Genomic DNA, 26234 nt, shown 5'->3' with positions numbered 1-26234 from the left:
GATCTCTGTGACTAGGATCACCGCTTGGCGGCGGCATCCCCTCGCGAGATACGCCGTCCTGATTTTGGCGTTGGCGCTGGTCGGGATGGTATACGCCGCCTTTGTCCAGGCGGGTAAGCCTGCCGACGCGGCGCTGGCGGCCGGCAAGGTCGACGACGTGGCCCAGGGCAAAAGCCTGTTCGAGCAGCACTGCTCCAGCTGTCACGGCATGAACGCGCAGGGCACCAGCTCGGCGCCCACGCTCATCGGTGTCGGCGCCGCGGCCGTCGACTTCCAGATGAGCACCGGCCGCATGCCGGCGGGAGCGCCCGGCCCTCAGGCGCCGCGCAAGCCGCCGGCCGACTGGGTCAACGAGACCACGACCCGCCAGATCGCCGCCTACGTCCAGTCGCTCGGCGGCGGGCCGCAGGTGCCCGGCCAGGAGCAGGTGGACCCGAAGCTCGGCGACGCCGGCAAGGGTGGTGAACTGTTCCGCGCGAACTGCATCCAGTGTCACAACTGGGTGGGCGCGGGCGGTGCCCTGACGCAGGGCAAGTACGCGCCCAACCTCAACGAGGCGACGCCCACGCAGATCTACGAGGCGATGATCACCGGCCCGCAGGCGATGCCGGTCTTCAACGACACGACGATCACGCCCGAGGAGAAGCGGAGCATGATCGCGTACATCACCCAGGTTCGCGAGCAGAAGGACCCGGGTGGCTTCGGTCTCGGCCGCATCGGCCCGGTCACCGAAGGTCTCACCGCGTGGGTGGTGGGCCTGAGCGCCCTCGCACTCGCCGCCATCTGGATCACCGCGAAGAAGCGACAGAAGTCATGACAGACAACGAGCACGAGATCGAGCAGCCGGACGAACGCGTCCCCAAGCGCGTCATCGGCACCCCCGCACCGGGCACCTCGATGCTCGGCACCGAGGAGGCCGACAAGGCCGAACGCGACGTCCCCGGCGTGACGCTGCAGGACGAGGCCAAGGCGCGCAAGGCCGAGAAGATCGTGGCGCTCTGCTTCACGATCACCTTCCTGGCCGCCATCGCGTTCATCATCTCCTACGTGGTGTTCCAGGTCGGCAGTCCCGAGGCCACGGGCACCTCCAACCTCGCCCTGGGCTCCTCGCTCACGGTCGCGATCCTCGCGCTGGCGATCGGCATCGTGATCTGGGTCCGCCAGATCATGCCGAAGTACTCGCTGGTGCAGGAGCGCCACACGATGGCCTCCGACGAGGACGACCGCGAGGTCGTGGCCGACACGTTCGTGCAGGGCGCCAACGAGAGCGGCTTCGTCAAGCGCAAGCTGCTCCGCCGCACCCTGCTGCTCGCCGCCGCGCCGCTCGGCCTGGTTCCCCTGGTCCTGCTGCGCGACCTCGACAACAGCAAGATGCCGGGCGCCAAGTTCAACAAGACGCTGCGGCACACCGTGTGGGGCACCACCAACAAGGAGGGCAAGCCGCTCAGGCTCGTCGTCGAGGGCACCGGCCAGCCCATCAGGGCGGCCGACTTCAACTCGCCCGGCGGCATCCTGTCGGTCGTCCCCGAGGGCTACGAGCACGACCTCAACGCCCTCGCCAAGGCCACGCTGATCCTGATCAAGTTCCGTCCCGAAGAGCTCAAGGACGGCGTCAACAAGAACTGGACGCACGACGGCATCGTCGCGTACTCCAAGATCTGCACCCACGTGGGCTGCCCCGCGGCCCTGTACGAGCAGAACACCCACCACATCCTCTGCCCGTGCCACCAGTCGACGTTCGACGCGGCAGACGGCGCGAAGGTCATCTTCGGCCCGGCCGCCCGGCCGCTGCCGCAGCTGCCCATCACCGTCGACTCCGAGGGCTACCTCATCGCCAAGGGCGACTTCGCGGTGCCCGTCGGCCCCAGCTACTGGGAGCGCGGTGACGCGGAGGCCGAGGCCAGGTCGAAGGGAGACCAGGCATGAGCACCGAGCTCAAGGCCGCGCCCAAGGCCATCGCAGGCCCGTCGAATTGGCTCGACCAGCGTCTCGGCGGTGCCGGCTTCCTCAAGCGCAACATGCGCAAGATCTTCCCGGACCACTGGTCGTTCCTCCTGGGTGAGATCGCGCTCTACTCCTTCATCGTCCTGCTGCTGACCGGTACGTTCCTGACGCTCTGGTTCAAGCCCAGCATGATGGAGGTCGCCTACGACGGCTCGTACGCGCCGCTCAAGGGCGTCATGATGTCCGAGGCCTACGCGTCGGCGCTGGAGATCAGCTTCGACGTCCGGGGTGGTCTGCTCATCCGGCAGATGCACCACTGGGCGGCCCTGCTCTTCGTGGCCGGCATGATGGCCCACGCGCTGCGTGTCTTCTTCACCGGCGCGTACCGCAAGCCGCGCGAGATCAACTGGCTCATCGGCGTGCTGCTGCTGACGCTGGCGCTCGCCGAGGGTCTGACCGGCTACTCCCTCCCCGACGACCTGCTCTCCGGCGCCGGTCTGCGGATCACCGAGGGCGTGGCGATCTCGCTGCCGCTGGTCGGCACGTACATCACGTTCTTCCTGTTCGGCGGCGAATACCCGGGTGAGGATGTCATCTCCCGGTTCTACTCGCTGCACATCCTGCTCATCCCGGGCATCATCCTGGCTCTGGTCTCCGCCCACATGGTGCTCATGTGGGTGCAGAAGCACACCCAGATGCCGGGCAAGGGCCGGACGAACAAGAACGTGGTCGGCGCGCCGTTCTACCCGGCCTTCATGGCCAAGGCGGGCGCGTTCTTCCTGTTCACCCTCGGCGTCATCGCCGGTCTGGCGACGTTCACCCAGATCAACCCGATCTGGCTGTTCGGCCCCTACACCCCGGCCGACGTCTCCGCCGGTTCGCAGCCCGACTTCTACATGGGCTTCCTCGAAGGCGCGCTGCGCATCATGCCGCCGTGGGAGATCAACCTCTTCGGCACCGCCCACGCCGGCACGCTGCCGCTGAGCGTCATCATCCCGGCCCTGGTGCCGATGGGCATCATCATGACGGGCCTCGCGCTCTATCCGTTCCTCGAACGGTGGGTCACGGGCGACAACCGCGAGCACCACATCGCCGACCGTCCGCGCAACAACCCCCACCGCACCTCGATCGGCGTCTCCGCCATCACGTTCTACGGGGTGCTGTGGCTGCTCGGCGCCAACGACGAGATCGCGGCCAACTTCCACATCAGCCTCAACTGGACCACCTACGCCGGTCGAGTGCTGATCTTCGTCGCCCCGGCACTCGCCTACCTGATCACGTACCGGATGTGCCTCGGCCTCCAGCGCGCCGACCAGGCGATCATCTCGCACGGCGTGGAGTCCGGCGTGATCAAGCGGCTGCCGCACGGTGAGTACATCGAGGTCCACACGCCTCCGTCGGAGGACATGGAGGCGCACATGCGCGGCAAGGAGGCCGTGCCGATGCTTCCGGTGGACGAGGACCCCTCGGGCATCCCGCCGAAGGGCATGCGCGGGCCGCTCGGCAAGCTGCGTGGACGCATGTCCCGTGCCTACGGCGGGGAGAAGATCCCGCTGGAGGACCCGCACGGGCACGGCCACGGCGAGCACGACGAGCACGGGGACGAGGAGCACGCCGCCGTCGGCGCCGGTACCCGGGCCGGCGACGAGCAGCACAGCATCACCCGCTGATCCCTGACGCCACAACCGCACGGGCCCGGCCGAGCACTCTCGCTCGGCCGGGCCCGTCGGCGTGTCCTGGGGGTTCGCGATCTGAACAGACGTGCCGGTTCCGGGCGGTGGGGCACGTCCTCACCGGCGGCATCGCGCACGTGCTCAAGGGCGACGGACGCGCCCCGACACGGACGCGTCGGCACTCGGCAGGCGCTCAGCAGCGGACCTCGGGCGGATCTCTGGCCGATGCCAGGTGGCTCTCTGGCTGACCCTGGTGGGCCTCTGGCTGACCCTGGTGGGCCTCTGGCTGACCCAGGCGGCCCCAGACTGATGCCAGTGGACCTCAGGCGGACGGTGCGGTCGGGACCGTCGCCGCGCGGCCAGGAAACCTCCGCGCCAAGGGCGAGGTGCGGATCTCCGGCCGACCGTGGCGCGGACCGCGCCGGGCCGACCGGGCGAGCGAGGCGTCTCCGTAGGCAGCGCGGCGGTCACCGCCCGTCCGCCTGTAGCGGCGGACCGAGCGCGTGGCGCTTGGGCGTGATCCCGGCGTTTCCCTACGTGGGCGCTTCCGCTCGCCGTGCGCGGCACGCGCCTCCGCTCGCCGTGCGCGGCACGTGCTACGGCTCGCTGTGCGTGGCATGCGCTTCGGCTTGCCGTGTGTGGCATGCGCTTCCGCTTGCCGTGCTCGGTATGCGCTTCGGCTCGCGGTGCGTGGCGCGCGTCTCTGCTTGCCGTGCCGGAGGAGTGCTCAGGCCGGGCTGGGCGAGCCCGTCCTGCTCACGTGAGGGAAGAGCGACGCTCGCGCGTCGGAGCGCGTCTTGCTGTGCGTGAGGGAAGGCGACGTTCTCGCCCCAGAGCGCGCCTGCTCGTGCGCGAGGGTGTCGCCCGGCCGCGGGGCGCGGGGCGCTGCGCCTTCGCCTGGCGCCGAGCGCACGATCTTCGCGCAGGCTCTGGGGTGGGCGGGCACGGGAGGGCGGCCGGCCGGGGTGGCGGGGGATGCCGGTACGCGGTCGGCTGCGAGGGGCGCGGCCCTGCCCGGTCCAGGCGTGTCGCCGTGCTCGGTGGCGACAGACGGGCCGCTCCGGTCTGCGAGGTGTGGTCGGTGGCCGAGTCAGTCGGCTTCGGGGAAGCCGATGGAGAAGGCGGCGTCGAGGTCGTGGCGGGAGTACGCGCGGAAGGCGATGTGCGTCTCCGTGTTGAGCACTCCGGGCACCTTGTTGATCCGCCCCGGGACGACCTCGGCGATCTCCTCGTAGGCGGCGACCCTCACCATGGCCAGCAGGTCGTACTCGCCGGTGATGGAGTAGACCTCGCTGACCCCTTCGATCTCGGCGATCGTCTGGGCGACCTCCGGGATCCGGTCTACCTCTGCATTGATGTGGACGATAGCCGTGACCATGCCCCAACTCTATCGTTTCACCCCAAAGGTCGCCCCTCTCGAGGACGGCGTTGATCGAGATGCCGGTACGCGAGGTCGATGCGCGCCTTGTGCCGCGCCGCGCCCCACGCGGGCAGGCTCCACTCGCCGTCGACCTCCACCAGCCGGACCCCGGGCGACTCCAGCCAGCGCAGGATGCACTCGGTCTCCTCGGCGCTGGCCGCGTGGACCGGCCCAGGACCGGGCTGCACCGACTCTGCGCCCGCCTTGAGCGCGGCCACGAAGGGAGTGGGGTGGGCGCCCTTGGGCAGGACCCCGGCGGCGGCCAGGCGGCCGTAGCGGACGACGTGGATGTCCCAGCCGCCCCCGAAGGCGGGGCTCGCGGCCACTAACTCGGGGATGCGGGTGATGGAGCTCAGCCGCTGCATGTGGGCCGCCGTACGAACGAAGGAGGCGAGCCGGTCGCGATCGACGGACGCCTCCTCGTAGCGCTGTTCGGCCGAGAGCCGCTCCATGCGGGCGGCCACGGCCGTGAAGACGGGGGTGGCGTCCTGGGTCATGGCGCGGCGCGCGTTCTCGACGTGGACGGCGTACTCCTCGGGGCTCTCGCGCCCCTCGCAGGGCGCGCCGCAGCGGCCCATCTCGTGCAGCACGCACGCCGAGCGCCGGGTGCGCAGGGTCACCGGCTGCGTGCACTGGCGCAGCGGGACGGCCTCGTGGAGGGCGATGCGGGCGTCGTCGGCCAGCCGGGCGCTGGTGAACGGCCCGAGATAGGTGGCGCCGTCGTCCTTGAGGTCGCGCACGATCGACAGGCGCGGGAAGACCTCCCTGGTCAGCTTCAGCCACAGCATCTTCTCGGGGAAGCGGGAGCGGCGGTTGTAGCGCGGCTTGGCACCGCCGATCAGCCGCAGCTCTCTGACTTCGGCCTCCAGCGCGGTGGCGCAGACGATGTGGCGTACCCGCTCGGCGATGCCGATCATCTCGCGGATGCGCGGCCGGGTCTCGCCCGCGGTGAAGTAGGAGCGTACGCGGTTGCGCAGGTTGGTGCTCTTGCCGATGTAGAGGATCTCGCCGCGTGCGTCCTCGAACATGTAGACGCCGGGCGCGTGGGGCACGGACTCGGCGAGGTGGCGCTTGCGCTGCTGCTCGGGCGTGGGGGCGCGGACGAACGACTTGAGCTCTTCGAGCGTGTGGACCTGGAAGGACCCGGCCCGCTCGATCAGCCCGTGGAGCACGTCGACGGTGGCGCGGGCGTCCTGCAGCGCCCGGTGGCACGGCTCGACGGGGCTGCGGAAGAACCTGGCCAGCGTGGACAGCTTGGCGTTGGGTATCTCGTCGCGGGTCAGCACGCGCCGGGCGAGATCGACGGTGTCGAGCACGGGATTGGCCGGCGGGGGATAGCCGAGCGCGGCGCAGGCCGCCTTGATGAAGCGGGTGTCGAACCCGGCGTTGTGGGCCACCAGCGTGGCGCCCCTGATGAACTCGAGAAAGCTCGGCAGCACCGACTCGATCTTCGGTGCGGCCATGACCATGGCGTCGGTGATGCCCGTCAGCACCGAGATGAACGGCGGGATCGGCCCCCCGGGATCGACCAGCGTGGAGAACTCGCCGAGCACCTCGCCGGCCCGCACTTTGACCGCGCCGATCTCGGTGATCGCGTCCTCCGCGGGCGCGCCGCCGGTCGTCTCGAGGTCGAACACGACGAACGTGACGTCGCTCAGCGGAGTGCCGAGCTCGTCGAGGGTGCCTTGAACGGGGTCCACGTTCCAAGACCATAGAAGGACGGACCGACAGGAACGAGTAAGCACCCCCCTTGATCCTTAGTTACCCTTCCCTTTATGTCCGCGGGAAGACTTGCCGGTCGCTACCTCCTTGAGCGCCCTCTGGGCGCGGGCGGCATGGGGAAGGTGTGGCAGGCCAGGGACGAGATGCTCCAGCGCGACGTCGCGGTCAAGGAGCTCACGCTGCCCGAGGGCATGCCGGACAAGGAGCGCGCCGAGGCGGTGACGCGGGCGGTGCGCGAGGCGCAGGCCATGGCGCGGCTGCGCCATCCCGGCATCGTGGCCCTGCACGACGTGGTGGTGGAGCAGGACCGTCCGTGGCTGGTCATGGAGCTGCTGCGCGGCCGTACGCTGGGCGACACCGTACGCGACTTCGGCCCCATGCCCGCGGACTACGCGGCCAAGGTGGGCGCCGACGTGCTCGAGGCGTTGATGGCCGCCCACGCCCAGGGGCTGCAGCACCGCGACGTCAAGCCGGGCAACGTCTTCATCACCGAGAGCGGCCGGGTGGTGCTGACCGACTTCGGCATCGCCCGCCAGGAGGGCCAGGCCACGCTCACCCAGCAGGGCCTGATGGTCGGCTCGCCCGGGTTCATCGCGCCCGAGCGGCTGGAGGGCCACCCCGGTGGCCCCGCCAGCGACATGTGGTCGCTCGGCGCGACGCTCTACGCCGCGCTCACCGGCACGCCGGCCTACGTGGGGTCGGTGGCCGAGCGCGTACGCGCCACGCTCACCCGGCCGGTGCCGGTCGCGCCGGGCCCGCTCGGTCCCATCGTGGCCGCGATGATGGCGCAGAACCCCGCCGCCCGGCCCGACCCCCGGCTGGTCGTGCAGGCGCTCAGGCAGGTCGCCGCGGGCGGCTCCGCGCCCGCGCTGCCGGTCCCTGACGTGCCCACCCAGCCGAGCGGGGCGGGAGGTCACGGCAAGATGGGCGTGCTCGTCGCCGCGGTCGTGGTGGTGGCGCTGGCGGCGGCGGCCACCACCGTGTTCCTGTGGCTGCGCGACCGCGACGGCGTCGCGGCGGCCGGGTTCACCACGCCCTTGGACGTCTGCAAGCTGATCAGCGAGCAGGAGCTGAGCGGCATCCTGGTCACCAGGAACCTGCCCGAGGCGCAGCCGGACGCCGACGATGCGGGTCCCGAGTGCGCCTGGGCGCTCCCGCAGGCCAGGACCGGCGTGAGCGTCCAGGTGCAGAAGGACTCCGACACGGTCGATCCCTGGTCGATGACCGAGGCGTCGGCGCGCACGCTGTTCCAGAACCAGAAGCGCTGGTGGGGCAGGTACGACTCCATCGACTGGACCTGGCCCGAGATCGGCCAGAAGACGAGCGCCAAGGCCGCCCGCACCCCGCTGCGCGACGTCCCCGAGCTCGGCGACGAGGCGTTCGCCTTCGAGCTGGCGGGCCCCACCGGCCAGATGCACTCGGCGTACGTCTTCTACCGGCTGGCCAACCTCGTGGTGGCCGTCTCGTACACCACGCTCGCCGACGGGCCGACCGACGCACAGATCCAGGAGCGGGCTCTGAGAGCCGCGCAGGCGAGCATACGGACGTTGCGCGATGGTGGCTGAGCTCTATCTCCTGGCGGGCCGTTACCGGCTGATCGAGCGGCTCGGCCAGGGCGGGGCCGGCACCGTGTGGCGGGCCATCGACGAGGTGCTCGACCGGCAGGTCGCCGTCAAGCAGGTACGCGTGCCCGAGGGCATGACCCAGCACGCGTACGCCGAGTTCATCGACCGTGCCATCCACGAGGCCAGGTCCGCGGGACGGCTGCGGGATCCGGCCATCGTGCTCGTCCACGACGTCGTCATCGAGGGTGCGCAGCCGTGGATCATCATGGACCTCGTCACCGGCCGCTCGCTCGACAAGGTGATCAAGGAGGACGGCCCGCTGCCCCCGGCGTACGTCGCCGCGATCGGGCTGCGCGTGCTGTCGGCGCTGGAGGTCGCGCACGCCCACGGCATGCTGCACCACGACGTCAAGCCGGCCAACATCCTCATCGACGCCGACGGCACGGCGATGCTCACCGACTTCGGCATCGCCACGCCGATGAGCGGCCAGGGCGGGCCCTTCGGCCACGCGGGCTCGCCCGGCTACATGGCTCCGGAACGGCTCAACGAGCAGCCCTCGGGCCCCGCGTCCGACCTGTGGTCGCTCGGGGCGAGCCTCTACACCGCGGTCGAGGGGCGCGCGCCGTTCGACCGCGGGATGCCCGCCGCGATCGCCGCCGCGGTGCTGCTGCACGAGCCGCCGTATCCGGCCAGGGCCGGCCGCGTCCTGGGCGATCTGCTGATGGCCATGCTCGCCAAGGACCCGGCGGCGCGGCCGCCCGTCGCTCACGTACGCCAGGTGCTGTCCGCGGTGACCACCATGAGCGCCCCGTCGGGCACCTCCACCGTGCCCAGGCCCGCCGGGCGGCGCCGCCGGTGGGTGCTGCCCGCGGCGCTCGCCGCCGTCGCGGTGCTGGGGGCGGGCGGCTGGTACGCGGTCAACGCGCTCGGCACGTTCACGGCCCCCGCCGGCCGGTACGTCACCGCGCCCGACCCCTGCACGCTGCTGAGCACCGAGCAGGTCACCAAGGTCATGAAGGCCGGCAGGGTCCGCATGTCGCGCCCCATGGCAGGGGCGTGCGAGTGGAAGGACGACGACACCTCCTACGTCCTCACCGTACGGTTACGGGCCGAGCAGCCCACGAAGGACGTCAGCGGGCCGGAGGTGGCCGAGCGCCGGTTCGCCAGCGAACGGCGGACGCGGGCGGCCGCCCGGGGCACGGTCTTCCGGCGGAGCTGGGGGAGCGTCCGCGACGTCCCCGGCATCGGGAAGCAGGCGATCGTGCAGAACGGCTTTGAACAGTATTTCGACTCCAATACGGATGGTTCATCGGACAGCCGGTTGCTCTTCCGCACGAGTAACCTGCTGACCGAGGTCAACTGGCATCGGGTGGACGTCCCGAAGACGGATGCCAACGACCAGGAGACCGCGGTCGAAGCCGCCCGCCTGATCGCCGCGGCACTGCCGGAATAAATCCGACAGTTGTGTCGCAAGCGCCGCGCAAGGGGTGTGACTAGCATGTTTCCCCGCAAGCCAGGGCAACCTCAGGAGTCGCAGTGAATCCCGGTAATGAGTACGGGCCGCCGAACCCCTACCAGGTCCCGGGCGGGCAATCCCAGCCACCCCATCCGCCGCAGGACGGCGCGGCGGGCGGTCCTCCCGGCGGGCCGCCGCCGCAGGGTCCTCCTGGCGGCCATCAGGTCTGGCCTCCGAACGAGCAGCACCAGCCACCGCCTCCTCCGGGCGCTCTCCCCGGCGGGCCCTATGGCGGGCCGCCGCACATGCCGCAGAACGGCCCCCACCCCGGCCCGCCAGGCGGCCACCCGCCTTCGCCGCCTCCCGGCAGCGGCCCCTCAGGGTGGCCGCAGGGCGGCTACCCGAACGGCCCCGAGGCCGGCCCGCCGAGCGGTCCTCAGGATGGAAGCGGCCCCGCGGGGTGGGCACCGGGCGCGTACCAGAGCGGTCCCCAGGGCGAGCCGCCGAGCGGTCCCCAGGATGGGCCGGGTGGCGGTCCTTCGGGGTGGCCGCAGGGTGGGCCGCCGAGCGGTCCTCAGGACCCGCAGGGGAACGGCGCTCCAGGGTGGCCGCAGGGTGGCTACCCGAGCGGTCCGCAGAATGGGCCGGGTGGCGGTCCTTCGGGGTGGCCGCAGGGCGGGTATCCGAGCGGTCCGCAGGATCGGGCGCCGGGCGGGACCGCGTACCTGCCGCCCACGCTGCCCCCGGCCATGTCGCACATGCCGCAGGACCAGGCGGCCATGCAGCCGACGCTGCCGCCCACCAACCCCCCGTTGCCCACGCCGGGCGGCGGCTCCAAGCGTCCGGCGTGGATGGTGCCCACGCTCGCCGCCGCGCTCGTCGTGCTGGTGGCCGCGGCGGGGGTGGGCGCGTTCCTGCTGTGGGGCCCGGAGGACAGCGGCGGCGGCGACCCGCCGGTGGCCCGCACGTCGGGCACGGGGACCGCGAGCCCGGCCGCGACCGGCGCGTCCGTCGACGTGTGCGCGATGCTGCCCAAGGACGAGGCCGACCGCCTGGTGCCGGGCGCGACCGTGGCCAGGCAATCGCGGGAGAACGACTACACGATCAACTTCTCCTGCAACTGGACGAACAACCGCATCTCGTACGGCGAGTACTGGCGCAGCCGGGAGATCGACGTCAAGATCGACCAGCACAAGGGCGAGGGCACCAAGACGGGCCGCGCGATGGCGCAGAACTCGTACGAGGCCGACTACCGCGGCGGCAAGTACCGCGAGACGGCCAAGCCCGAGCTCAAACCGGACGAGAAGGAGTACATCTCGCCCGTCAAGGACATCCCGAACGTCGGCGACGGCGCGTTCGCCCAGTACACCTGGCGCCGCGCGGGCAAGATCCTGTGGTACGCCTACGGCACCGCGTACGCGCGGGTCGGCGACATGACGATCGAGGTCAAGTACCAGGCCGGCCAGCAGCGCAAGGACGCGCGGATCCTGTCGAACGAGACCGCGCAGGCGGTCACGGAGGAGAACGCGATCCGCGAGGTGAGCGGCCTGATCGTGCACTTCGCCAAGGGCGTGAGCGAGTGGCAGCGCCAGCACCCCGACATGCTGGCGCAGGCGGACCCGACGCCCACGGCGACCGCCTCGGCCCCTCCGACGCCGACCGCCGCCCCGACGCCGTCGCCGACGGTGCTGGCGTCATTCCCCGCCGAGTGCGCGGCCATCACCGACACGGCGCTCAAGCTGGTGCCGGACGCGGAGACGCGGGCGCGCGGCACCCAGGCCGGCGACGACAACCAGACCGAGTGCCGCTGGCTCAACAAGAACCTGCCGGGCGGCGAGGGCACGATCAAGATCCGGAGCGCGCTCATCACGGTCCACCGCTTCACCGACCGGGCGGGCGCCGAGGACGTGGGCGCGGCCAAGGAGTTCTACGCCACGGATCGCGGCCGGGCCAAGGGCACCGCGGAGTCCTCGATCGGCCCGATCACCTGGGGCAAGCTGACCGACGTCAAGGGCCTCGGGGACGAGGCGTTCAAGCAGTACATCCAGCACAGGGGCGGCGACGTGGTGGCCTCCAGCGGCTCGTACGTCATCCGCAAAGGCTCGATGGTGATCGTGGTGGACTACTCGGGGCACCAGCGGCCGGAGAAGGCGGAGACCAACGCGCCCAACGTCAAGATGATGCCGGAGAAGGAGGGCCTCGAAGGCGCGCTGACACTGGCCAAGGCGTACCTGAACACGCTGTCCTCAGGAGGCTGACGGTCCAGGACGTCAGGCCGGGGTGTCGCGGAGGCGTTCCACGCGGATGCCGCGCAGCAGCAGCTCCGACACCACCGCCGCGGCCAGCAGGCTGACCAGCAGGGCGGCGCCCACGACCAGCGCGACGGGCGCCGCCGCGATGTCGTGCGGCAGCGGCGGTGTGACCGGCGGCTCGGCGAACTGCGGGATGCGCCGCAGCGCCGCGCTCGCCGCCGCCAGCCCGGCGAGCAGCCCGGCCAGCGTGCCCGCCGCGACCGTGATGAGCTGTTCGAGCAGCAGCGCGACCCGCAGCGCCGACACCCGGGCGCCCGCCGCCTCCAGCGCGGCCAGCTCGTACGCCCGCCGCCGGGCCGCCGTGCGCAGCGCCAGCACCGTACGTCCGAGCGCGAGCGCCGCTGCGGCCAGCGCCGACACCAGCAGCAGCAACAGCGCAAGGCCCGGCCCGCGCGCCGCGAACGAGGCGGCCAGCTCGCTCGCGTGCCGCCGGCTCACCACCGTCAGCCCCTGCTCGGTCAGCGCCCGCTCCAGCGCGGCCACGTCGGCCGTCCGCGTCCACACCTGGAACTGGGCCTGCTCGTGCACGCCGTACGCCATCCTGTCGGCCTGCTCCAGGTCCACGATCGCGCCCGCTTCGGTCAGCCCAGGGGCGGCGGCGGAGGTGGACACGGCGTCGGCGGGGGCGGCGAAGGCGTTGTCCAGGCCGGGCAGCGCCCGCCTGCCGACGTCTCCGACGACCAGGGCGGCGGGCTCGGGCCGGTAGGTGTAGGGACGCAGGGTCTGGTTGCCGACCGGGGTGATGGCGAAGGCGTCGTTGTGCTCGCGCGGGTCCCCGTCCACCCGCCAGGGCGGCAGGTCGAGCGCCTTCCAGCGGCCCTGCTCGCGTACGGACACGGCGGTGACCCGCACCCGGACGAACGCCGGCTCCGTGTACTGGTCGGGCGGGATCGGCTCGCCCTGGAAAGCGCGCAGCTCGCACGGCGCCTCCCGGCAGGACAGCGGCAGGTTCCACGCGTGCACGCCGGAGCGCCCGCGCAGCTCGCCGAGCGGGATCAGCACCGGGCCGCGCCGGTCGGGCACGCGCAGCACCGCCGACAGCCGCATCGTCCAGCCCTCCGGCGGCAGGTCGTGGGCGACGCGGACGCGCAGGCGCTCGCCCTTCAGCCACACGCGCGGCGTGTCAGGGCCCTTCAGCCCGGACAACGCCTCCGCCGGCGACCGGCCGCCGGCCAGCTCGGGACGCCAGTAGCCGACGGCGGCCAGCCGGTCCGGGTCGGTGGCGATGAGCTGCGGCGGCCCGGGCATCCTGATCACCGGCGCGGCCTGGGTGCCCGACGGGTCGGCGGCGGCCACGGCGGCCAGCAGCCGGCCCGGCTCGACCGGGCGTACCGTGATGGCGACCGGCGCGCCGTTGTGGAACCTCGCCGCCTCCTCGTAGTCGCCCGACGTGGCGCTCCACGCCGACACCGCGAACGTCGCCAGCCCGAACGCCGTCCCCAGCACGATCACGCTGCCCGCCGTCACCGGGCCGCGCGCGACCTGCCGCAGCGCGAGGAACGGGCCCAGACCGCCGCGCCGCCTGGTCACCCCGAACAGCCGCCCCGCCAGCACCGGCACCGCCCGGCCGGCCAGCAGCGCGGTGCCCAGCGCGATCAGGCCGGGCACCGCCAGGGCGCCCGAGTTCTGCCCGGACACGTCGGTGATGACGCCCGTGGCCAGCAACTCGACCAGGCCGAGCGCGGTCACCGCGAGCACCGCGACGTCCAGCACCCAGCTCCGCGCCCGCCTGCGCGGCGTGCGCCGCCACTCCTCGGTCACCGGGCGGGTCGCGATGCGCCAGGCGGCCAGCGCCGCCGCCAGCACCCCGCCCAGGGTGGCCGCCGTCCCGGCCGCCGCGGCCTCCAGCGGGAACGTGATCGGGATGCCCGGCGGCAGCAGCACCCGCGCCATCGCCTCCGCCGCCACCCGGCCGAGCAGCAGCCCGAGCGGCACCGCCGCGGCCAGCAGCAGCACCGGCTCCGTCAGCGCGTACCGCCACACCCGCGCCCTGCCGTGCCCGCGCAGCCGGGCCAGCGCCAGCTCCGCGCTCCGCGCCCTGACCAGGTCGCCCACGGTCTGGAAGAGCAGCATCCAGCCGAGCCCGACGAGCTGGGTCACCACGAGCAGCGTCGGCACGCCGAGCGAGCCGGTGTCGGCGGCCAGCCGCTTGAGCGTGTCGGCGACGCGTGAGTACACGATCGCCTCGCTCTCCCGGCCCGCCTGCTCCGCGCTCGCCTGCATGGCGGCCAGCTTCGGCACGTCGGTGCCCTCGACGCGGGCCGGGTCCACGTACACGATGCCGTAGTCGGTCCAGCCGTTCGGCCGGCCCTTCGCGTCGGTGCCGCCGCCCAGCGCGTACGTCTGCAGCCGGGTCTCCGGCACCGTGAACAGCGCGTCCGCCTTGCCGTCGCCCGGGTCGTCGGTCGTGGAGAACAGCGTGCGGCCGAACCAGAACGGGTCCGCGGGCGAGCCGGGACGGTACAGCCCGACGACCGTGAGCGGCGCGGGCACCCGCCGGTTCGCGGCCTGCTCCATCTCGACGATCGAGCTGAGGCGCAGCCGCTGCCCCACCGTGAACCCGGACGCCTCGCTCGCCATCACCTCCCCGCCCGCGCTCGGGCAGCGGCCTTTCGCCACGGTCAGGTGCTCGCACTGGCCGTCCTGCCAGATGAGCGTGTAGACGGTCGTGTCGTTCACCCGGCCGCTGGTCGTCTCCATGCCCAGGATCGGCGGTGCGATGAAGCCGGCGCCCGCCGTGAACGCCGCCAGCTTCTCCTCGATGCCGCCCGACTTTGTGGTGTAGCGCCAGCCCCGGCCTTCGAGCGGCGCCGTGGTCAGCGCGTTCCTGGCGATCGCCGTACGCGCGGCGGCCGAGTAGACCGGGCCGACGGCCGCCGAGGCGATCGGCACCAGCGCGATGAGCAGCACGACCAGCGAGAGCGTGCGGCGCTCCCACAGACCCCGCAGGATCACGGCTCGGCCCTCCTGAGCGCGATGCCGTCGGGCAGCTCCTCGATCCGCGCCATCGAGCCGGGCGGCAGCAGATGGTGGTACTCGGGCGGCACCTGTACCGCGCCTTCCCTGCCCACCACCACGAAGTCCTCGCCGCGCCGGCCCTCCGCGCCGACCCGGCCGTCCCTGATCGTCACCGTACGGCTCAGCGCCGCGCTCACCGCCGTGTCGTGCGTGACGACCACCGCCGTCGTGCCCTCGGCCGCCGCCGCCCGTTTGATCAGCTCGACCACCCGCGTCCCCGACTCCTCGTCGAGCTGGCTGGTCGGCTCATCGGCGAGCAGCAGCCTGGGCCGGTTGGCGAGGGCGACCGCCAGCGCGAGCCGCTGCTGCTCGCCGCCCGACATGCGCCCCGCCGGGCGGTCGCCGGCGCCGTCCAGCCCGACCAGGTCCAGCAGCTCGCGGGCCCGCCGGCGGTCCCGCTTGACCGCGCGCTGGGCGAAGGCGACGTTCTGGGCGGCGTTGAGATGGCCGATGAGGTTGCGCGCCGGGTTCTGCAGCACCATGCCGATCCTCGAGGCCCGCAGCCGGTCCAGCCTGCGCTGGTCGAGGCGGCCCACGTCGGTGCCGTCCAGCCACAGCCGGCCCGCGCTCGGCCGCAGCAGCCCCGCGAGCAGCCACAGCAACGTCGACTTGCCCGCCCCCGACGGGCCCAGCAGGGCGACCGTCTCGCCCTCGTCGATGACCAGATCCACATCGCGCAGCGCCACGACCTCCACATCGCGCGCCTTGTAGATCTGCACGATTCCGTCGCATCTCACCAGGCTCATGAACGGCCCTTCCCGGCACGGGGCGGCGCGCCGGCGCGCAGGCTGACGACGCGATCGCAGCGCTCGGCCACCTCGGGGTCATGGGTGGCGATCACCAGCGTGGTGCCCTGCCCGGCCGCCGCCATCAGCTCGTCCAGCACGATCTCGCGATGGTCGGGGTCCTGCTCGGCCGTCGGCTCGTCGGCCAGCAGCACCCGGGGCCGCAGCGCCAGCGCCCTGGCCACCGCGACCCGCTGCTGCTGCCCGCCGGACAGCTCCTCCACCAGATGATCGGCGAACCTCTCCACCCGTAATCGCCGCAGCGCCTGCGCCGCCAGCCGCATCGCCTCCGGCGGCGGCGTGCCCGCGGCGCGCAGCGCGACCTCGACGTTCTCGGCCGCCGTGAGCAGGCTCAGCAGCCCGTACGACTGGAACACCAGGGCCAGCTCGGCCCGCAGCTCCGGCTGCTCGTCCAGCGGCACCCCGCGCACCAGCACCCGGCCCGCCGCCGGCGGGAGCAGCCCGGACAGCGTGGTCAGCAGCGTCGTCTTGCCCGAGCCCGACGGGCCCATGAGCGCGACGCGTTCGCCGGGGAAGAGCTCCAGCGTGAAATCGGAGATGATCGTGCGGCCGTCGGCGCGGCAGGCGAGGGCGCGACACGCGAGCGCCGGTCCTCCAGTCGTCACGCGCGGATCATCCTCTGGCGGAACGAACCCCGTCAACGGTTAAAGGGGCTGCAACCCGGTTGCAAGTCGGACAAATAGCGTTATCAGGGCAGGCGCCTGAGCCGCGCGATCGCGTTTGCCCAGTACAGGGGCATGGGCAAACGCTGGGGGATCGCGCGGCTCGTCTGCTTTCCCGCGCCTGCTCACGGCGTCTCGGCCGGACCCTCAGCGGCTTACGGAGCTTGGCGGGTCTCTACGGACCCCGGGTGGGTCCCTACGGCGGGTCCAGGGTGAGGCCCTCGATCGTGTCGGGTGAACTTCGTGGACCGGGCGGGACCCTCGGACGCACGGAGGTGCGGCGGTCGCTCGGAGCCTCGCGGACGAGGAACGGGTCGAGCAGGCCGGGGACGGTGGCGGCGGCCAGGTCGAGGCCGTCTGAGCGGCCCACGTCCACCACCTCGTAGTGGCCGCGTCCCGCCGCCGTCGCGGCCGAGACCGTGAGCAGGCCGGAGCGGCGCTGGAAGAACGTCTCGGTGAACGTCCAGCCCGCGACACCGCGCCGGTCGAGCGCGACCGTGCGCCGCACCACCGCACCCCTCCTGGTGATCAGGTGGCGAGGGCTCAGCGCGTGGCCGAGGTTCGCGGCACCCGCCACGGCCAGCCACAGCCCGTACGCCAGCACCACCACCGGCACGGCCACCGCCGCCACGATCCAGCCTCCGCCGATCGCACCTGCGCCGGCCCAGCTTCCGCCGATCGCATCGTCGCCCATCCCGCTACCGCCGACTGAGCCTGCGCCGACCCCGCTCTGGCCGCTCATACCCGCGCCGATCAGGCCCTCGGCCCACGGCACGGCCCCCGCCCGCACGGCCACCACCAGCCCCGCCGACAGCATCGCCACGGCCCCGGCCGCCGCCAGCGCCCGTACCACGCGCCTGCGCAACGCGGCGACCGGATGCCGCACGGGCGCCACCAGGGCCCGCGCCAGGTCGCTCTCCGTCGCCGTGAAGGCTGGCGCCGGGGCGCTTTCCGCTGCCGTGAAGGCTGGTGCCGGGTCGCTCTCCGTCGTCGCGAAGGCTGGCGTCGGGTCGCTCTCCGTCGCCGTCACGCCCGGGACGGCGACGGTGCACGGCCGTTCGGAGCCGCCCGGATGCGCGCCTTCGGACGCAACCCCCTGATGCCCGGGCAGCGGCCCGTCGCTGAGGCGGCCGGGCGCGGGGTCCTGATGCCCGGGCAGCGGCCCGTCGCTGAGGCGGTCGGGCGCGAGGTCCTGATGCGCAGGCAGCGACCCAGCGCCAAGGCGGTCCGGCGCGGGCATGCGGGGTGGAAGGCCGGGCGCCGGTGCGAGCCCTGGACGTCCAGACACGGGGACGGGCGCCCACGCCCGGTCCAGCGCCTCGGGCGCGGGTGCGGAAGGGGGACGCGCGGGCACAGAGGCGAGCGGGCTGTGCGTCGCAACGGCGCTGGCGATGTGGAGGGCGGTGGCGCGGGGGAGTGGCGGGGTCAGGGCGGCGGTGTCCTCGGTGTCCTCGTCGTCGGTCTTGGCCAGTCCTGTGGCGATGGTCTTGACGCGGGCGGCCCCGGCCAGGCGTAGCAGGAGGGGCTCGTGCAGCTCCACCCCGCGCAGGCGGCGTTCCTCCAACGTCAGCGAGCGGGTGGTGAGCAGGCCGCGCCGGAGCCGGATCCTGCCGGGCTCGCGGTCGAGCCGGTAGCGGCCCCACGACTCGGCGAACAGCAGCATCGCGCCCGCCACCCCCACCACCACATGCACAGCGAGCAGCAGCGGGATGGCGAGCAGCGGCTGCGTCACGACCCACTCCCACAGCTCGCGCGCCAGCCGGGTGGTGACATTCTTCAGCCCGAACGAGTCGAACATCTTGAACAGCGCCGCGAGCAGCGCCGCCGTCCCGGTGAACGTCCACACCGACAGCGGCGCGTACCTGATCCACGACCACCGCAGCTCGGCGAGCGGCCCGTTGCAGGACTCGGCCGTCTCGCCCTGGTGCAGCAGTGCGCGGCGCAGCGCCTCGGCGTCGTGCCGGGTCAGCGGGTCGAGCGCCAGCTCAGGTTCGTCGCCCGCGTGCTCGCCGGTGCCGACTTTCACCACGGTGAGCCCGAAGACGCGGCGCACGGGGTCGGCGCGCAGATCGACGCTGCGCACGCGGTCGCGGGGGACCGCGCGGTGCCGCCGGGTGGTGATGCCGGAGCGCAGCTCCAGCCGTTCGGGGGTCAGCCGCCAGCGGGTGGTGCGCATCCTGAGCACGTCGTACGCGACCGCCGCCGCCACGATCAGCACCGCGGCCCCGGCGCACGCCGCGACGACGCCGCCGGGCGGCAGGTCAAGGCCGGTGAGCAGCCGTACGAGGCCGAACGCGGCCCCCGCCGCGACCGCCAGCGACTTGACCCCGGTCACCCACAGGCTCCGCCGCGAAACCGTCCGCCACCGCGTCGAAGGCACGTTCACGTCGCGTCCCCCGGAGTGGCCTGGGTGCGGGCGGTGAGGTGGTCGGCGAGGTCGGCCGCCAGCTCGTGGCCGAGCCCGCCGATGGTGATCGCGCCCGCCGACGACGCGGTGGTGACGGTGACGTCGGCCAGCCCGAACAGCCGCTGCACCGGCCCACGCGCGGTGTCGACCCGCTGGATCCTGGACATCGGCGCCACCCGCCACCGGTGCGTCAGCAACCCCGTACGGGTGTAGACGGCGTCGTCGGTCACCTCCCACCGCTCCACCCGGTAGGACACGCGCGGCGCCACCACGGCCAGCGCCAGGCACCCGAGCGCGAAGACCGCCACCAGCGCGCCCAGCCAGCCGGGCCGCGAGGTGAACAGCGCGTACGCCGCCACCGCCGCCCCCGCAAGGGGCGCCATCAGCATGAGCCACTGCACCGTCCACCACGAGATCGCCCTGGGGTCGGGCCGGTGGCGCGGCGGGCGCAGCGCGATCGTGCTCATCCCTCCTCCTTTTTCCGCCGCAGCGACCCGGCCGTGGCCAGCAGCGCGATCCCGAGCGCGCCGATCACGATGGACGCGAACACCTCATATCTCCTGAGCACCGGCAGGGCGTTGACCACGAGCAGGCCGCCGGCCCGCTCGTGCCAGCCCCACACGGCATCGGCCAGGCCGGCGGCCCCTTGCAGGAGCAGCAGCCAGCCCGCCACCGTCAGCACCGTTCGCATGCCGCCAAGCCTGGCCTGGCCGATGCGCCGCGCGCGTCGGCCGTAGGTCTCGTCAGGCATCGACTTTGGTCGCTGTCGGCTTACCCCCGGTAGGGCCTACTCTCGATGAACGTGACGGAACTGCGGGGAGGCGAGGTGCCCGCCCACGAATACCGGTGGGCCCTGCCGTCGGTGCTGCTGGGCGACGCCCGCGACGGCGGGCGCGTGCGGCGCTCCACCCGCGACTGGATCGTCGACATCCTCATGTTCCTGGCCGCCTGCTTCATCACCGCGCTCTCGCTCGGCGAGCTGGCCAAGCAGCCGGCGTCCGGGCCGCTGATGGCGGTCGAGCAGGTGACGGGGGCGCTGGCCTGCGTGTCGGTGTGGCTGCGGCGCCGCTGGCCGGTGGCGCTGTCGCTGGTGCTCGCGGTGCTCTCGGCCTACCTGGAGCTGGTGGGCGGGGCGTGCGTGGTGGCGCTGTTCACGGTGGCGGTGCACCGGCCGATCAAGATCTCGGCGCCGGTCGCGCTGGTCAACCTCCTCACCCTGGCCCCGTACGTGGTCCTGCGCCAGCAGAGCGACGACGACCGGGCCTGGGCGCTGGCGCTGGGCGTGACGGTCGTGCTGATGGTGTTCGCGTGGGGCGTCGTGGTCAGGGCCCGGCGGCAGCTCGTCTGGTCGCTCAGGCAGCGCGCGGAGAGCGCCGCCCAGCAGGCCAAGCAGCTCGAACGCGAGCGCATCGCCAGGGAGATGCACGACGTGCTGGCCCACCGCATCTCGATTCTCAGCCTGCACGCGGGCGCGCTGGAGTTCCGTCCCGACGCGCCGCCGGAGGAGATCGCCAGGGCCGCGGGTGCCATCAGGACCAGCGCCCACCAGGCGCTGCAGGACCTGCGCGAGGTGATCGGCGTGCTGCGGCACGGCGAGCCCGACGCCGACCTGGTGCCCGACCGGCCGCAGCCCACGCTGGCCGACCTGCCGGCCCTGGTCGAGGAGTGCCGCCAGGCGGGCATGGACGTCCGGCTCGAGCTGCGGGCCGACGGGGTCCCCGAGGGACAGGGCCGCAACCTCTACCGCATCGTCCAGGAGGCGCTGACCAACGCCCGCAAGCACGCGGGCGGCGTCCCGGTGACCGTGACCGTCGGCGGCGAGCGCGGCAAGGAGCTGACGGCGGAGGTGCGCAACCCGCTGGCGGCGCGCCACGGCGCCCGCCTGCCCGGCGCGGGCGCCGGGCTCATCGGACTGACCGAGCGTGCCGAGCTGGCGGGCGGCCGGCTCGAGCACGGCCCGACCCCGGAAGGAGAGTTCGTGGTACGCGCCTGGCTGCCGTGGCCGGTGGAGGCGACCAAGGAGGAGATCTCATGACCGCACCCGCCGACGGCGCCCCCATCACGGTGCTCATCGTCGACGACGACCCGATGGTGCGGGCCGGACTGACGATGATCCTCGGCGGCGCCGACGACATCACGGTGGTGGGGGAGGCGGCAGACGGATCGGAGGTGCCGCCGCTGGTCGCCGAGCACCGGCCGCGCGTGGTGCTGATGGACATCCGCATGCCGGGCGTCGACGGGCTGACCGCCACCGAGGCGCTGCGCCGCACGTCCGCGCCGCCCGAGGTGGTGGTGCTGACCACGTTCCACGCCGACGCGCAGGTGCTGCGGGCGCTGCGGGCGGGCGCGGCCGGGTTCCTGCTCAAGGACATCGCGCCCGCCGACCTCGTGACGGCCATCAGGAAGGTCGCGGCGGGCGAGCCCATCCTGTCGCCCGCGGTGACCCGCCAGCTCATCAGCCACGTCTCCGACGGCGGGGCGGACGAGCGCACCGCGCGGGCCAGGAAGCTGCTCGCCCGGCTGAGCGAGCGCGAGCTGGAGGTCGCCAGGGCCGTCGGGCAGGGCAAGTCGAACGCGGAGATCGGGCGCGAGCTGTACATGAGCGTGCCCACGGTCAAGGCGCACGTCTCGCGCATCCTCACCAAGCTCGACCTCAACAACCGCGTCCAGGTGGCGCTGCTCGTCTACGACGCCGATTCGTAGCGGCAGGCCGGGGACGCGCAGCCCGTGCGCTGCAGGCGGTCGGAGGCGCTCATGCAGCGGACGGCGAGGTGCCGCTACGCCCATGCGTAGGAGGCGCTCCGCGCTTAGGCGTGCGCGTGTTACCGGGCTGGGTCCCGAGCAGGGACGGCTCGGCGGGGGCGCTCGGCGCTCGGCGGGCGTGAGCAGGGCGGCTTTGCGGAGCGCTCAGCGCTCGGGCGGCTCCGCGGAGTGGCCCGAGCGCTGGGATCCCAGCTTTTTCGCGCACCGGGCGCATCACCCCGAGCTGTGCGCGCAGGCCGTGGTCCGGAAAGATCGGAACCGCCTGCGACGCAGGTGCTCGGCGCCGGTCGGCCTCGAGGGATCTTCCGGGTGGTCACGGGCCCCGCGACGGCCGTACGCCGCCTAGCAAGCGCTCGCCCACCTTGGGGCGGCCGTTACGGACAGGTACGCGACGGCCGTACCCTTGTCTGAAAGGGCATGTCACGAAGGGACAAGTGGGATGAGTTCAGCGGGTGAAGGCCTGTCTCGCCCGCTTCCCGAGCAGGTGAGGGTCAATGTCGTGGACCTGGCCTCCCAGGTTCTCGGCTCGATGCCGCCTGCCGCGATCCCGCCGCCCCTGCGCGGCATCGCCAAGTTCGACCCCCGTAAACGCGCGAAACTCGGCAGCGCGCCCATCGCGGCGCAGCTCGAAAACGACAAGAAGTTCCGCGAGCTGGTCGCCGAGTCCGTCGCCGTCGGCTGGCCGGAGCTCGTCTCCGCACTGGCCGAGGGCAACGTGCCACCGGCGGCCGATCCCGTCCTGGTGGCGGCGGCAGCCTACCTGACCAGGCCGCCCGGTTGGGCGGAAATGATCGAAATGGCGCGAGCCGACCTCGAACGGTCGGCCATGGCGGCGGAGGACTCCGAGCGCGAGGAGGCCGTCGCCCGCCTGCGCGAGCAACTCGCGGCGCAGAAGAGCGCCGCGAAGGAGGAGGCCGACCGGCTGCGCGAGCAGCTCAAGGCGGCCCGCGCGGAGAACTCCGACCTGCGCCGCAAGCTCCACGACGCCCGCGAGCGCGCCAAGGCGGCCACCCGGCGGGCCGAGGAGATGGAGCGGGCGGCCGAGGAGGCCAGGGTCGCGGCCTCTCACGCCGGCAGCGGCGCCGAGGCCGAGCTGCGGCGGCTGCGCGAGCGCCTGGCCGACGTGGAGAAGCAGCTCGAAGCCTCGCGCCGGGCCGCGCGCGAGGGCAGGAGCATCGAGGACGCCCGCATCCGCGTGCTGCTCGACGCGCTGCAGGACGCCTCGGCGGGGCTGCGCCGCGAGCTGGCGCTGCCGACCACGATCAGCCGGCCCGCCGACTCGGTCGCCGCGATCACCGGCGAGCGTCCCAGCGTGCGCGGCGTGCCCGCGCGCGCCCTGGCCGACGACGATCCGCAGCTGCTCGACCAGCTCCTCGCGCTGCCGCAGATCCACCTCATCATCGACGGCTACAACGTCACCAAGACCGGCTACGGCACCCTCACCCTCGCCGACCAGCGCACCCGCCTGATGAACGCGCTCGGCGGCCTCGTCGCGCAGACCAGGGTGGAGGTGACGGTGGTCTTCGACGGAGCCGAGCTCAACGCGCCGGTGCAGGTGGTGGCGCCGCGGGGGGTGCGGGTGCTGTTCAGCGCGCCGGGGGAGATCGCCGACGATCTGATCCGCCAGCTCGTACGCGCCGAGCCGCCCGGCCGGGCCATCGCCGTGGTCTCCTCTGACAGGGAGGTCGCCGACTCGGTACGGCGGATGGGCGCAAGACCCGTTCCGTCTGGACTGCTGCTGCGCCGGCTCAGCCGGGCCTGAATTACGAATTAGTGCGTTTACCCTTACCTCACCCGCCACTTCTGTACTATTTCGCCCCAGATTAAGATCCCTGGGAGGCGATACAGTGAGGTGTGGCCGGGTGCCGATGGCCGCGGGTCTCGCGTTCGGACTGATGCTGACTCCGATGGGAGCGGCCCTCGCTGATCCCCAACCCTCGATCGCCCAGGCGAAGGCCAAGCTGGAGAGGCTCAACGACAGGGCGGACAAGGTTGTCGACCGTTACAACACCGCCACAGAGCGCTACAAGAAGGCCAAGAGCACCTACACCAAGCTCGACGCGAGCTACAAGCGCAAGCTGGCCACCGTCGCCGACCTCCGCGAACAGGTGGTCGGCATGGCCGTCGACAGCTACAAGCTGGGCGAGGACCTCACGTCCTGGCCCGGCATCTTCGGCTCCAACGACCCTCAGGGCAGGTTGTTCGGCCTCGCCGTGGCCGGGCAGCTCGCTCAGGAAAGGCTGCAGAAACTCGCGGCCTTCGACCGGGAGAACCGGGGCCTGAAGATCCAGCGGGACAAGGCGCAGAAGGCGCTCAAAGAGGCCGACAAGGAGCGCGACGCCGTTCAAAAAGAGCGCGCGGAGGTGCTCAAGCTCATCGCGCAGCAGAAGAAGCTGCTCGACAAGCTGGGCGCCTACAATCCGGGCAACCCCAACAGCACCGGGCTCAAGTACACCGGGCCCGCGTCGGGGAGCGCCGCGGCGGTGCTGCGGTTCGCGTACGCGCAGATCGGCAAGCCGTACGTGTTCGGCGGCACCGGTCCGGGCGGGTACGACTGCTCGGGGCTCACTCAGGCGGCGTGGGCGGCCGCGGGCGTGCGGCTACCGCGTACGACCTGGCAGCAGTGGGCCTGGGGCGCGAACCGGCGGGTGTCGCTGGACGACCTCCAGCCTGGTGATCTCATCTTCAGCGAGGGTTTGGGGCACGTCAGTATCTATGCGGGCAACGGGCAGATCGTCCACGCCCCGCAGACGGGCGACGTCGTCAAGGTCGTCAAGCTCTCCGAGTACGGCCGCCGCCTCGTCGGCGCGATCCGCCCGTAAGGCTGACGCGTGCGGGGAGACCCGCGCTTCGCGCACCCGTTTCTCCGGTGACGGCCCGCTCGTGCCGAGGTTCACGACCTCGGACGGGCGGGCCGGCCGCTTTTCGCGGCACGCTTGCGAAGCCACCGTCTCCGCTCTTCGGCCGGTTCACTAAGAGACCGGGCCGGTAGGGGCCGGACCTGAGACGCGGCTCCGCCCGTACCTGAGACGCGGCTCCGCCCGCACCTCCGACGGCGCCGACTGGCGCGACCCGGCCGAGCGGACGGATTCCCAGAGTCGTTTTCATGATCTGTCGCATTCAGGACCGCTATTCGCTTTAGTCGCCGTTTCTCCGAGTGTGATATACGTCGCTCTCCTTCTACGATGCGGCATCGTAGTGGCGCCAAGGTGCGGGCCGTAGACCGTGGTGAAGGCGCGATCTTGCTGCTAGGACGTGTCGGAAAAAGGGGAAATTTCGAAAGGTGCATCCTGTCGCGGTGGTCATTCGCGCCGGCGGGCGGCCGTGCGGGAACGGGGTTCACATTTGTGACGCAGGTGACAGATGTGACTGATGAGACCTTACAAAGGGGCGGGAATGGAATTGTGAGTGAGGTCACATTTCGGTCACGGGATCTGGGGTCCCAGCAGCGGTTCCGAGTCTGACAAATACCTCTATCTGATCTTTACAGCGTTACTTGGGCTTTGCCGATTCGTGACCGTTCGGCGTAACTTCTGGCGTCGCGGCGGACAAGCCATGTCGTCGCGAACCGATCATCGGTCACTCCCGATGTGAGACAGATACATATCCGCCGGTCGGCCCCGACATCCCCATCGCACGCATCGATCGGGGCGTGACCTGCCGAATCCGTGCAGCCAGGAGGCACGGAGCCGGGGACCCAGCGATCCCGCGTTCCCCAAGGGATCAGGGGTGAATCGGCGCGCCATCGCGCCGTAGGGCGACTTCCACGCCCGAATCCGTCAGCTAACCCGGTAGGCGTTCGTGGAAGACCCAAGGAGAAATCCTGTCTGAATCCCCGCAGAACCCCCGCCTGTCCCGCCTTGCCCTGAGTGGTGTCGCACTCACGTTGACTGTGACAGCCGGAGGTATGGTCCTCCATGCCCCCGAGGCTCAGGCGGCGACGACCCGCGACGCCGGTGCGGCGGCCGGAGCGACGGTGAAGGCGGCCACCACCGCCCGCACCACCGCCTCGGCCAAGGCCCGTAAGAGGGCCGCCAAGGCCGCCCGGCAGAGGGCGAGGGCCGGCAAGGCCGTCGCCGTGGCCAAGAAGCAGATCGGTGACCCGTACCGTTACGGGGCCGCCGGACCCGGTGCCTTCGACTGCTCCGGTCTCGTCCAGTACGCCTGGAGGAAGGCCGGCGTCAAGCTCCCGCGCGTGGCGAGCAGCCAGTTCGCCCGCGTCAGGAAGAAGGTCTCCTGGCGCAATCTCCAGCCTGGTGACCTGATGTTCTTCAACGGGCTCGGCCATGTGGGCATGTACGTCGGCAAAGGCAAGATGATCCATTCACCTCGGACGGGTGAACGGGTACGCATCGACAAGCTGAGCGGATGGCGTAAGGCGTCCTTCGTCGGCGCCGTCCGTCCCGGCGCGTGAAGAAGCCCCGTCCGGATCCTCTCCGATCCGGGCGGGGCTCTCGCGTGCCGGGGACGGCCTACCATCGGGGCT

19 protein-coding genes and 1 riboswitch are annotated in these 26234 nt (G+C 72.2%); of the genes, 11 read left to right on the top strand and 8 right to left on the bottom strand.

Translation table 11 applies throughout. The annotated features are described in order from the left end of the window. Positions 1 to 7: 7 nt before the first annotated feature. The 3 genes from ACGFIM_RS09735 to ACGFIM_RS09725 are packed head-to-tail and all read left to right on the top strand — an operon-like array spanning position 8 to position 3614. A complete protein-coding gene (locus tag ACGFIM_RS09735; protein WP_393197375.1) occupies positions 8 to 817 on the top strand; it encodes a c-type cytochrome in 810 nt (269 codons plus the stop codon). Then, positions 814 to 1926, top strand: a complete 1113-nt coding sequence (locus tag ACGFIM_RS09730; RefSeq protein WP_393197372.1) for a Rieske 2Fe-2S domain-containing protein — start codon at positions 814 to 816, stop codon at positions 1924 to 1926. Before ACGFIM_RS09735 ends, ACGFIM_RS09730 begins: the two co-directional genes overlap by 4 nt. After that, the gene (locus tag ACGFIM_RS09725; RefSeq protein ID WP_393197369.1) at positions 1923 to 3614 is read left to right on the top strand and encodes a cytochrome bc complex cytochrome b subunit; all 1692 of its coding nucleotides are present in this window, start codon (positions 1923 to 1925) and stop codon (positions 3612 to 3614) included. Before ACGFIM_RS09730 ends, ACGFIM_RS09725 begins: the two co-directional genes overlap by 4 nt. A gap of 1093 nt (positions 3615 to 4707) precedes the next feature. Here the strand turns inward: ACGFIM_RS09725 and ACGFIM_RS09720 are convergent. Beyond that, a complete protein-coding gene (locus tag ACGFIM_RS09720; protein ID WP_364055234.1) occupies positions 4708 to 4995 on the bottom strand; it encodes an Lrp/AsnC ligand binding domain-containing protein in 288 nt (95 codons plus the stop codon). Positions 4996 to 5012: 17 nt separating this feature from the next. Beyond that, positions 5013 to 6737 (bottom strand): DEDD exonuclease domain-containing protein, encoded by a 1725-nt coding sequence (locus ACGFIM_RS09715; protein ID WP_393197366.1) that lies wholly within the window; start codon positions 6735 to 6737, stop codon positions 5013 to 5015. Positions 6738 to 6812: 75 nt separating this feature from the next. Between ACGFIM_RS09715 and ACGFIM_RS09710 the strand changes: the two genes are divergently transcribed. The 3 genes from ACGFIM_RS09710 (at position 6813) to ACGFIM_RS09700 (ending at position 12038) form a co-directional block, all read left to right on the top strand. After that, positions 6813 to 8324 carry a serine/threonine-protein kinase gene (locus ACGFIM_RS09710; protein ID WP_393197364.1) on the top strand — a complete coding sequence of 504 codons (1512 nt, stop codon included), beginning with the start codon at positions 6813 to 6815 and terminating at the stop codon, positions 8322 to 8324. After that, positions 8314 to 9777, top strand: a complete 1464-nt coding sequence (locus ACGFIM_RS09705) for a serine/threonine-protein kinase (RefSeq protein ID WP_393197361.1) — start codon at positions 8314 to 8316, stop codon at positions 9775 to 9777. Before ACGFIM_RS09710 ends, ACGFIM_RS09705 begins: the two co-directional genes overlap by 11 nt. Positions 9778 to 10529: 752 nt before the next feature. After that, a complete protein-coding gene (locus ACGFIM_RS09700) occupies positions 10530 to 12038 on the top strand; it encodes a hypothetical protein (RefSeq protein ID WP_393197358.1) in 1509 nt (502 codons plus the stop codon). Between the two features lie 12 nt (positions 12039 to 12050). Here the strand turns inward: ACGFIM_RS09700 and ACGFIM_RS09695 are convergent, their stop codons facing one another. From ACGFIM_RS09695 to ACGFIM_RS09670, 6 genes are all read right to left on the bottom strand, one after another. After that, positions 12051 to 15047, bottom strand: coding sequence for an FtsX-like permease family protein (locus tag ACGFIM_RS09695; protein ID WP_393197355.1), 2997 nt, complete (start codon positions 15045 to 15047; stop codon positions 12051 to 12053). Next, complete coding sequence (locus ACGFIM_RS09690; protein WP_393197352.1) at positions 15044 to 15856, bottom strand: ABC transporter ATP-binding protein; 813 nt, start codon at positions 15854 to 15856, stop codon at positions 15044 to 15046. The genes ACGFIM_RS09695 and ACGFIM_RS09690 overlap by 4 nt, the downstream gene beginning before the upstream one ends. Next, positions 15853 to 16521, bottom strand: a complete 669-nt coding sequence (locus ACGFIM_RS09685) for an ATP-binding cassette domain-containing protein (protein ID WP_393197349.1) — start codon at positions 16519 to 16521, stop codon at positions 15853 to 15855. Before ACGFIM_RS09685 ends, ACGFIM_RS09690 begins: the two co-directional genes overlap by 4 nt. A gap of 253 nt (positions 16522 to 16774) precedes the next feature. After that, positions 16775 to 18913 (bottom strand): PH domain-containing protein, encoded by a 2139-nt coding sequence (locus tag ACGFIM_RS09680; RefSeq protein WP_393197346.1) that lies wholly within the window; start codon positions 18911 to 18913, stop codon positions 16775 to 16777. 47 nt (positions 18914 to 18960) lie between these two features. Next, positions 18961 to 19452, bottom strand: a complete 492-nt coding sequence (locus ACGFIM_RS09675; protein WP_393197343.1) for a PH domain-containing protein — start codon at positions 19450 to 19452, stop codon at positions 18961 to 18963. Further along, positions 19449 to 19676 (bottom strand): hypothetical protein, encoded by a 228-nt coding sequence (locus tag ACGFIM_RS09670; protein WP_393197341.1) that lies wholly within the window; start codon positions 19674 to 19676, stop codon positions 19449 to 19451. The genes ACGFIM_RS09675 and ACGFIM_RS09670 overlap by 4 nt, the downstream gene beginning before the upstream one ends. Before the next feature lie 105 nt (positions 19677 to 19781). On the opposite strand from ACGFIM_RS09670, the gene ACGFIM_RS09665 reads away from it, so the two are divergent. The 5 genes from ACGFIM_RS09665 to ACGFIM_RS09645 all read left to right on the top strand — a co-directional run bounded on the left by ACGFIM_RS09665 (position 19782) and on the right by ACGFIM_RS09645 (position 26162). After that, entirely contained in the window at positions 19782 to 21020 is a 1239-nt protein-coding gene (locus tag ACGFIM_RS09665) for a sensor histidine kinase (RefSeq protein WP_393197338.1), read from the top strand. Continuing rightward, complete coding sequence (locus ACGFIM_RS09660) at positions 21017 to 21688, top strand: response regulator (RefSeq protein WP_393197335.1); 672 nt, start codon at positions 21017 to 21019, stop codon at positions 21686 to 21688. The genes ACGFIM_RS09665 and ACGFIM_RS09660 overlap by 4 nt, the downstream gene beginning before the upstream one ends. Before the next feature lie 559 nt (positions 21689 to 22247). Continuing rightward, positions 22248 to 23510 (top strand): NYN domain-containing protein, encoded by a 1263-nt coding sequence (locus ACGFIM_RS09655; protein ID WP_393197332.1) that lies wholly within the window; start codon positions 22248 to 22250, stop codon positions 23508 to 23510. Between the two features lie 145 nt (positions 23511 to 23655). Continuing rightward, positions 23656 to 24570: an NlpC/P60 family protein gene (locus tag ACGFIM_RS09650; RefSeq protein WP_393197329.1), complete on the top strand. Its 915-nt coding sequence runs from the start codon at positions 23656 to 23658 to the stop codon at positions 24568 to 24570. An 826-nt stretch (positions 24571 to 25396) separates the two neighbouring features. Next, positions 25397 to 25561, top strand: a riboswitch (cyclic di-AMP (ydaO/yuaA leader). 94 nt (positions 25562 to 25655) lie between these two features. Further along, a complete protein-coding gene (locus tag ACGFIM_RS09645) occupies positions 25656 to 26162 on the top strand; it encodes a C40 family peptidase (RefSeq protein ID WP_393197326.1) in 507 nt (168 codons plus the stop codon). The last annotated feature ends 72 nt before the right edge of the window (positions 26163 to 26234 follow it).

The organism is Nonomuraea sp. NPDC049309, assembly GCF_043196965.1.
In the GTDB taxonomy this organism is placed as follows: Bacteria; Actinomycetota; Actinomycetes; order Streptosporangiales; family Streptosporangiaceae; genus Nonomuraea; species Nonomuraea fastidiosa.
This window is presented reverse-complemented; position numbering and strand designations above follow the sequence as displayed.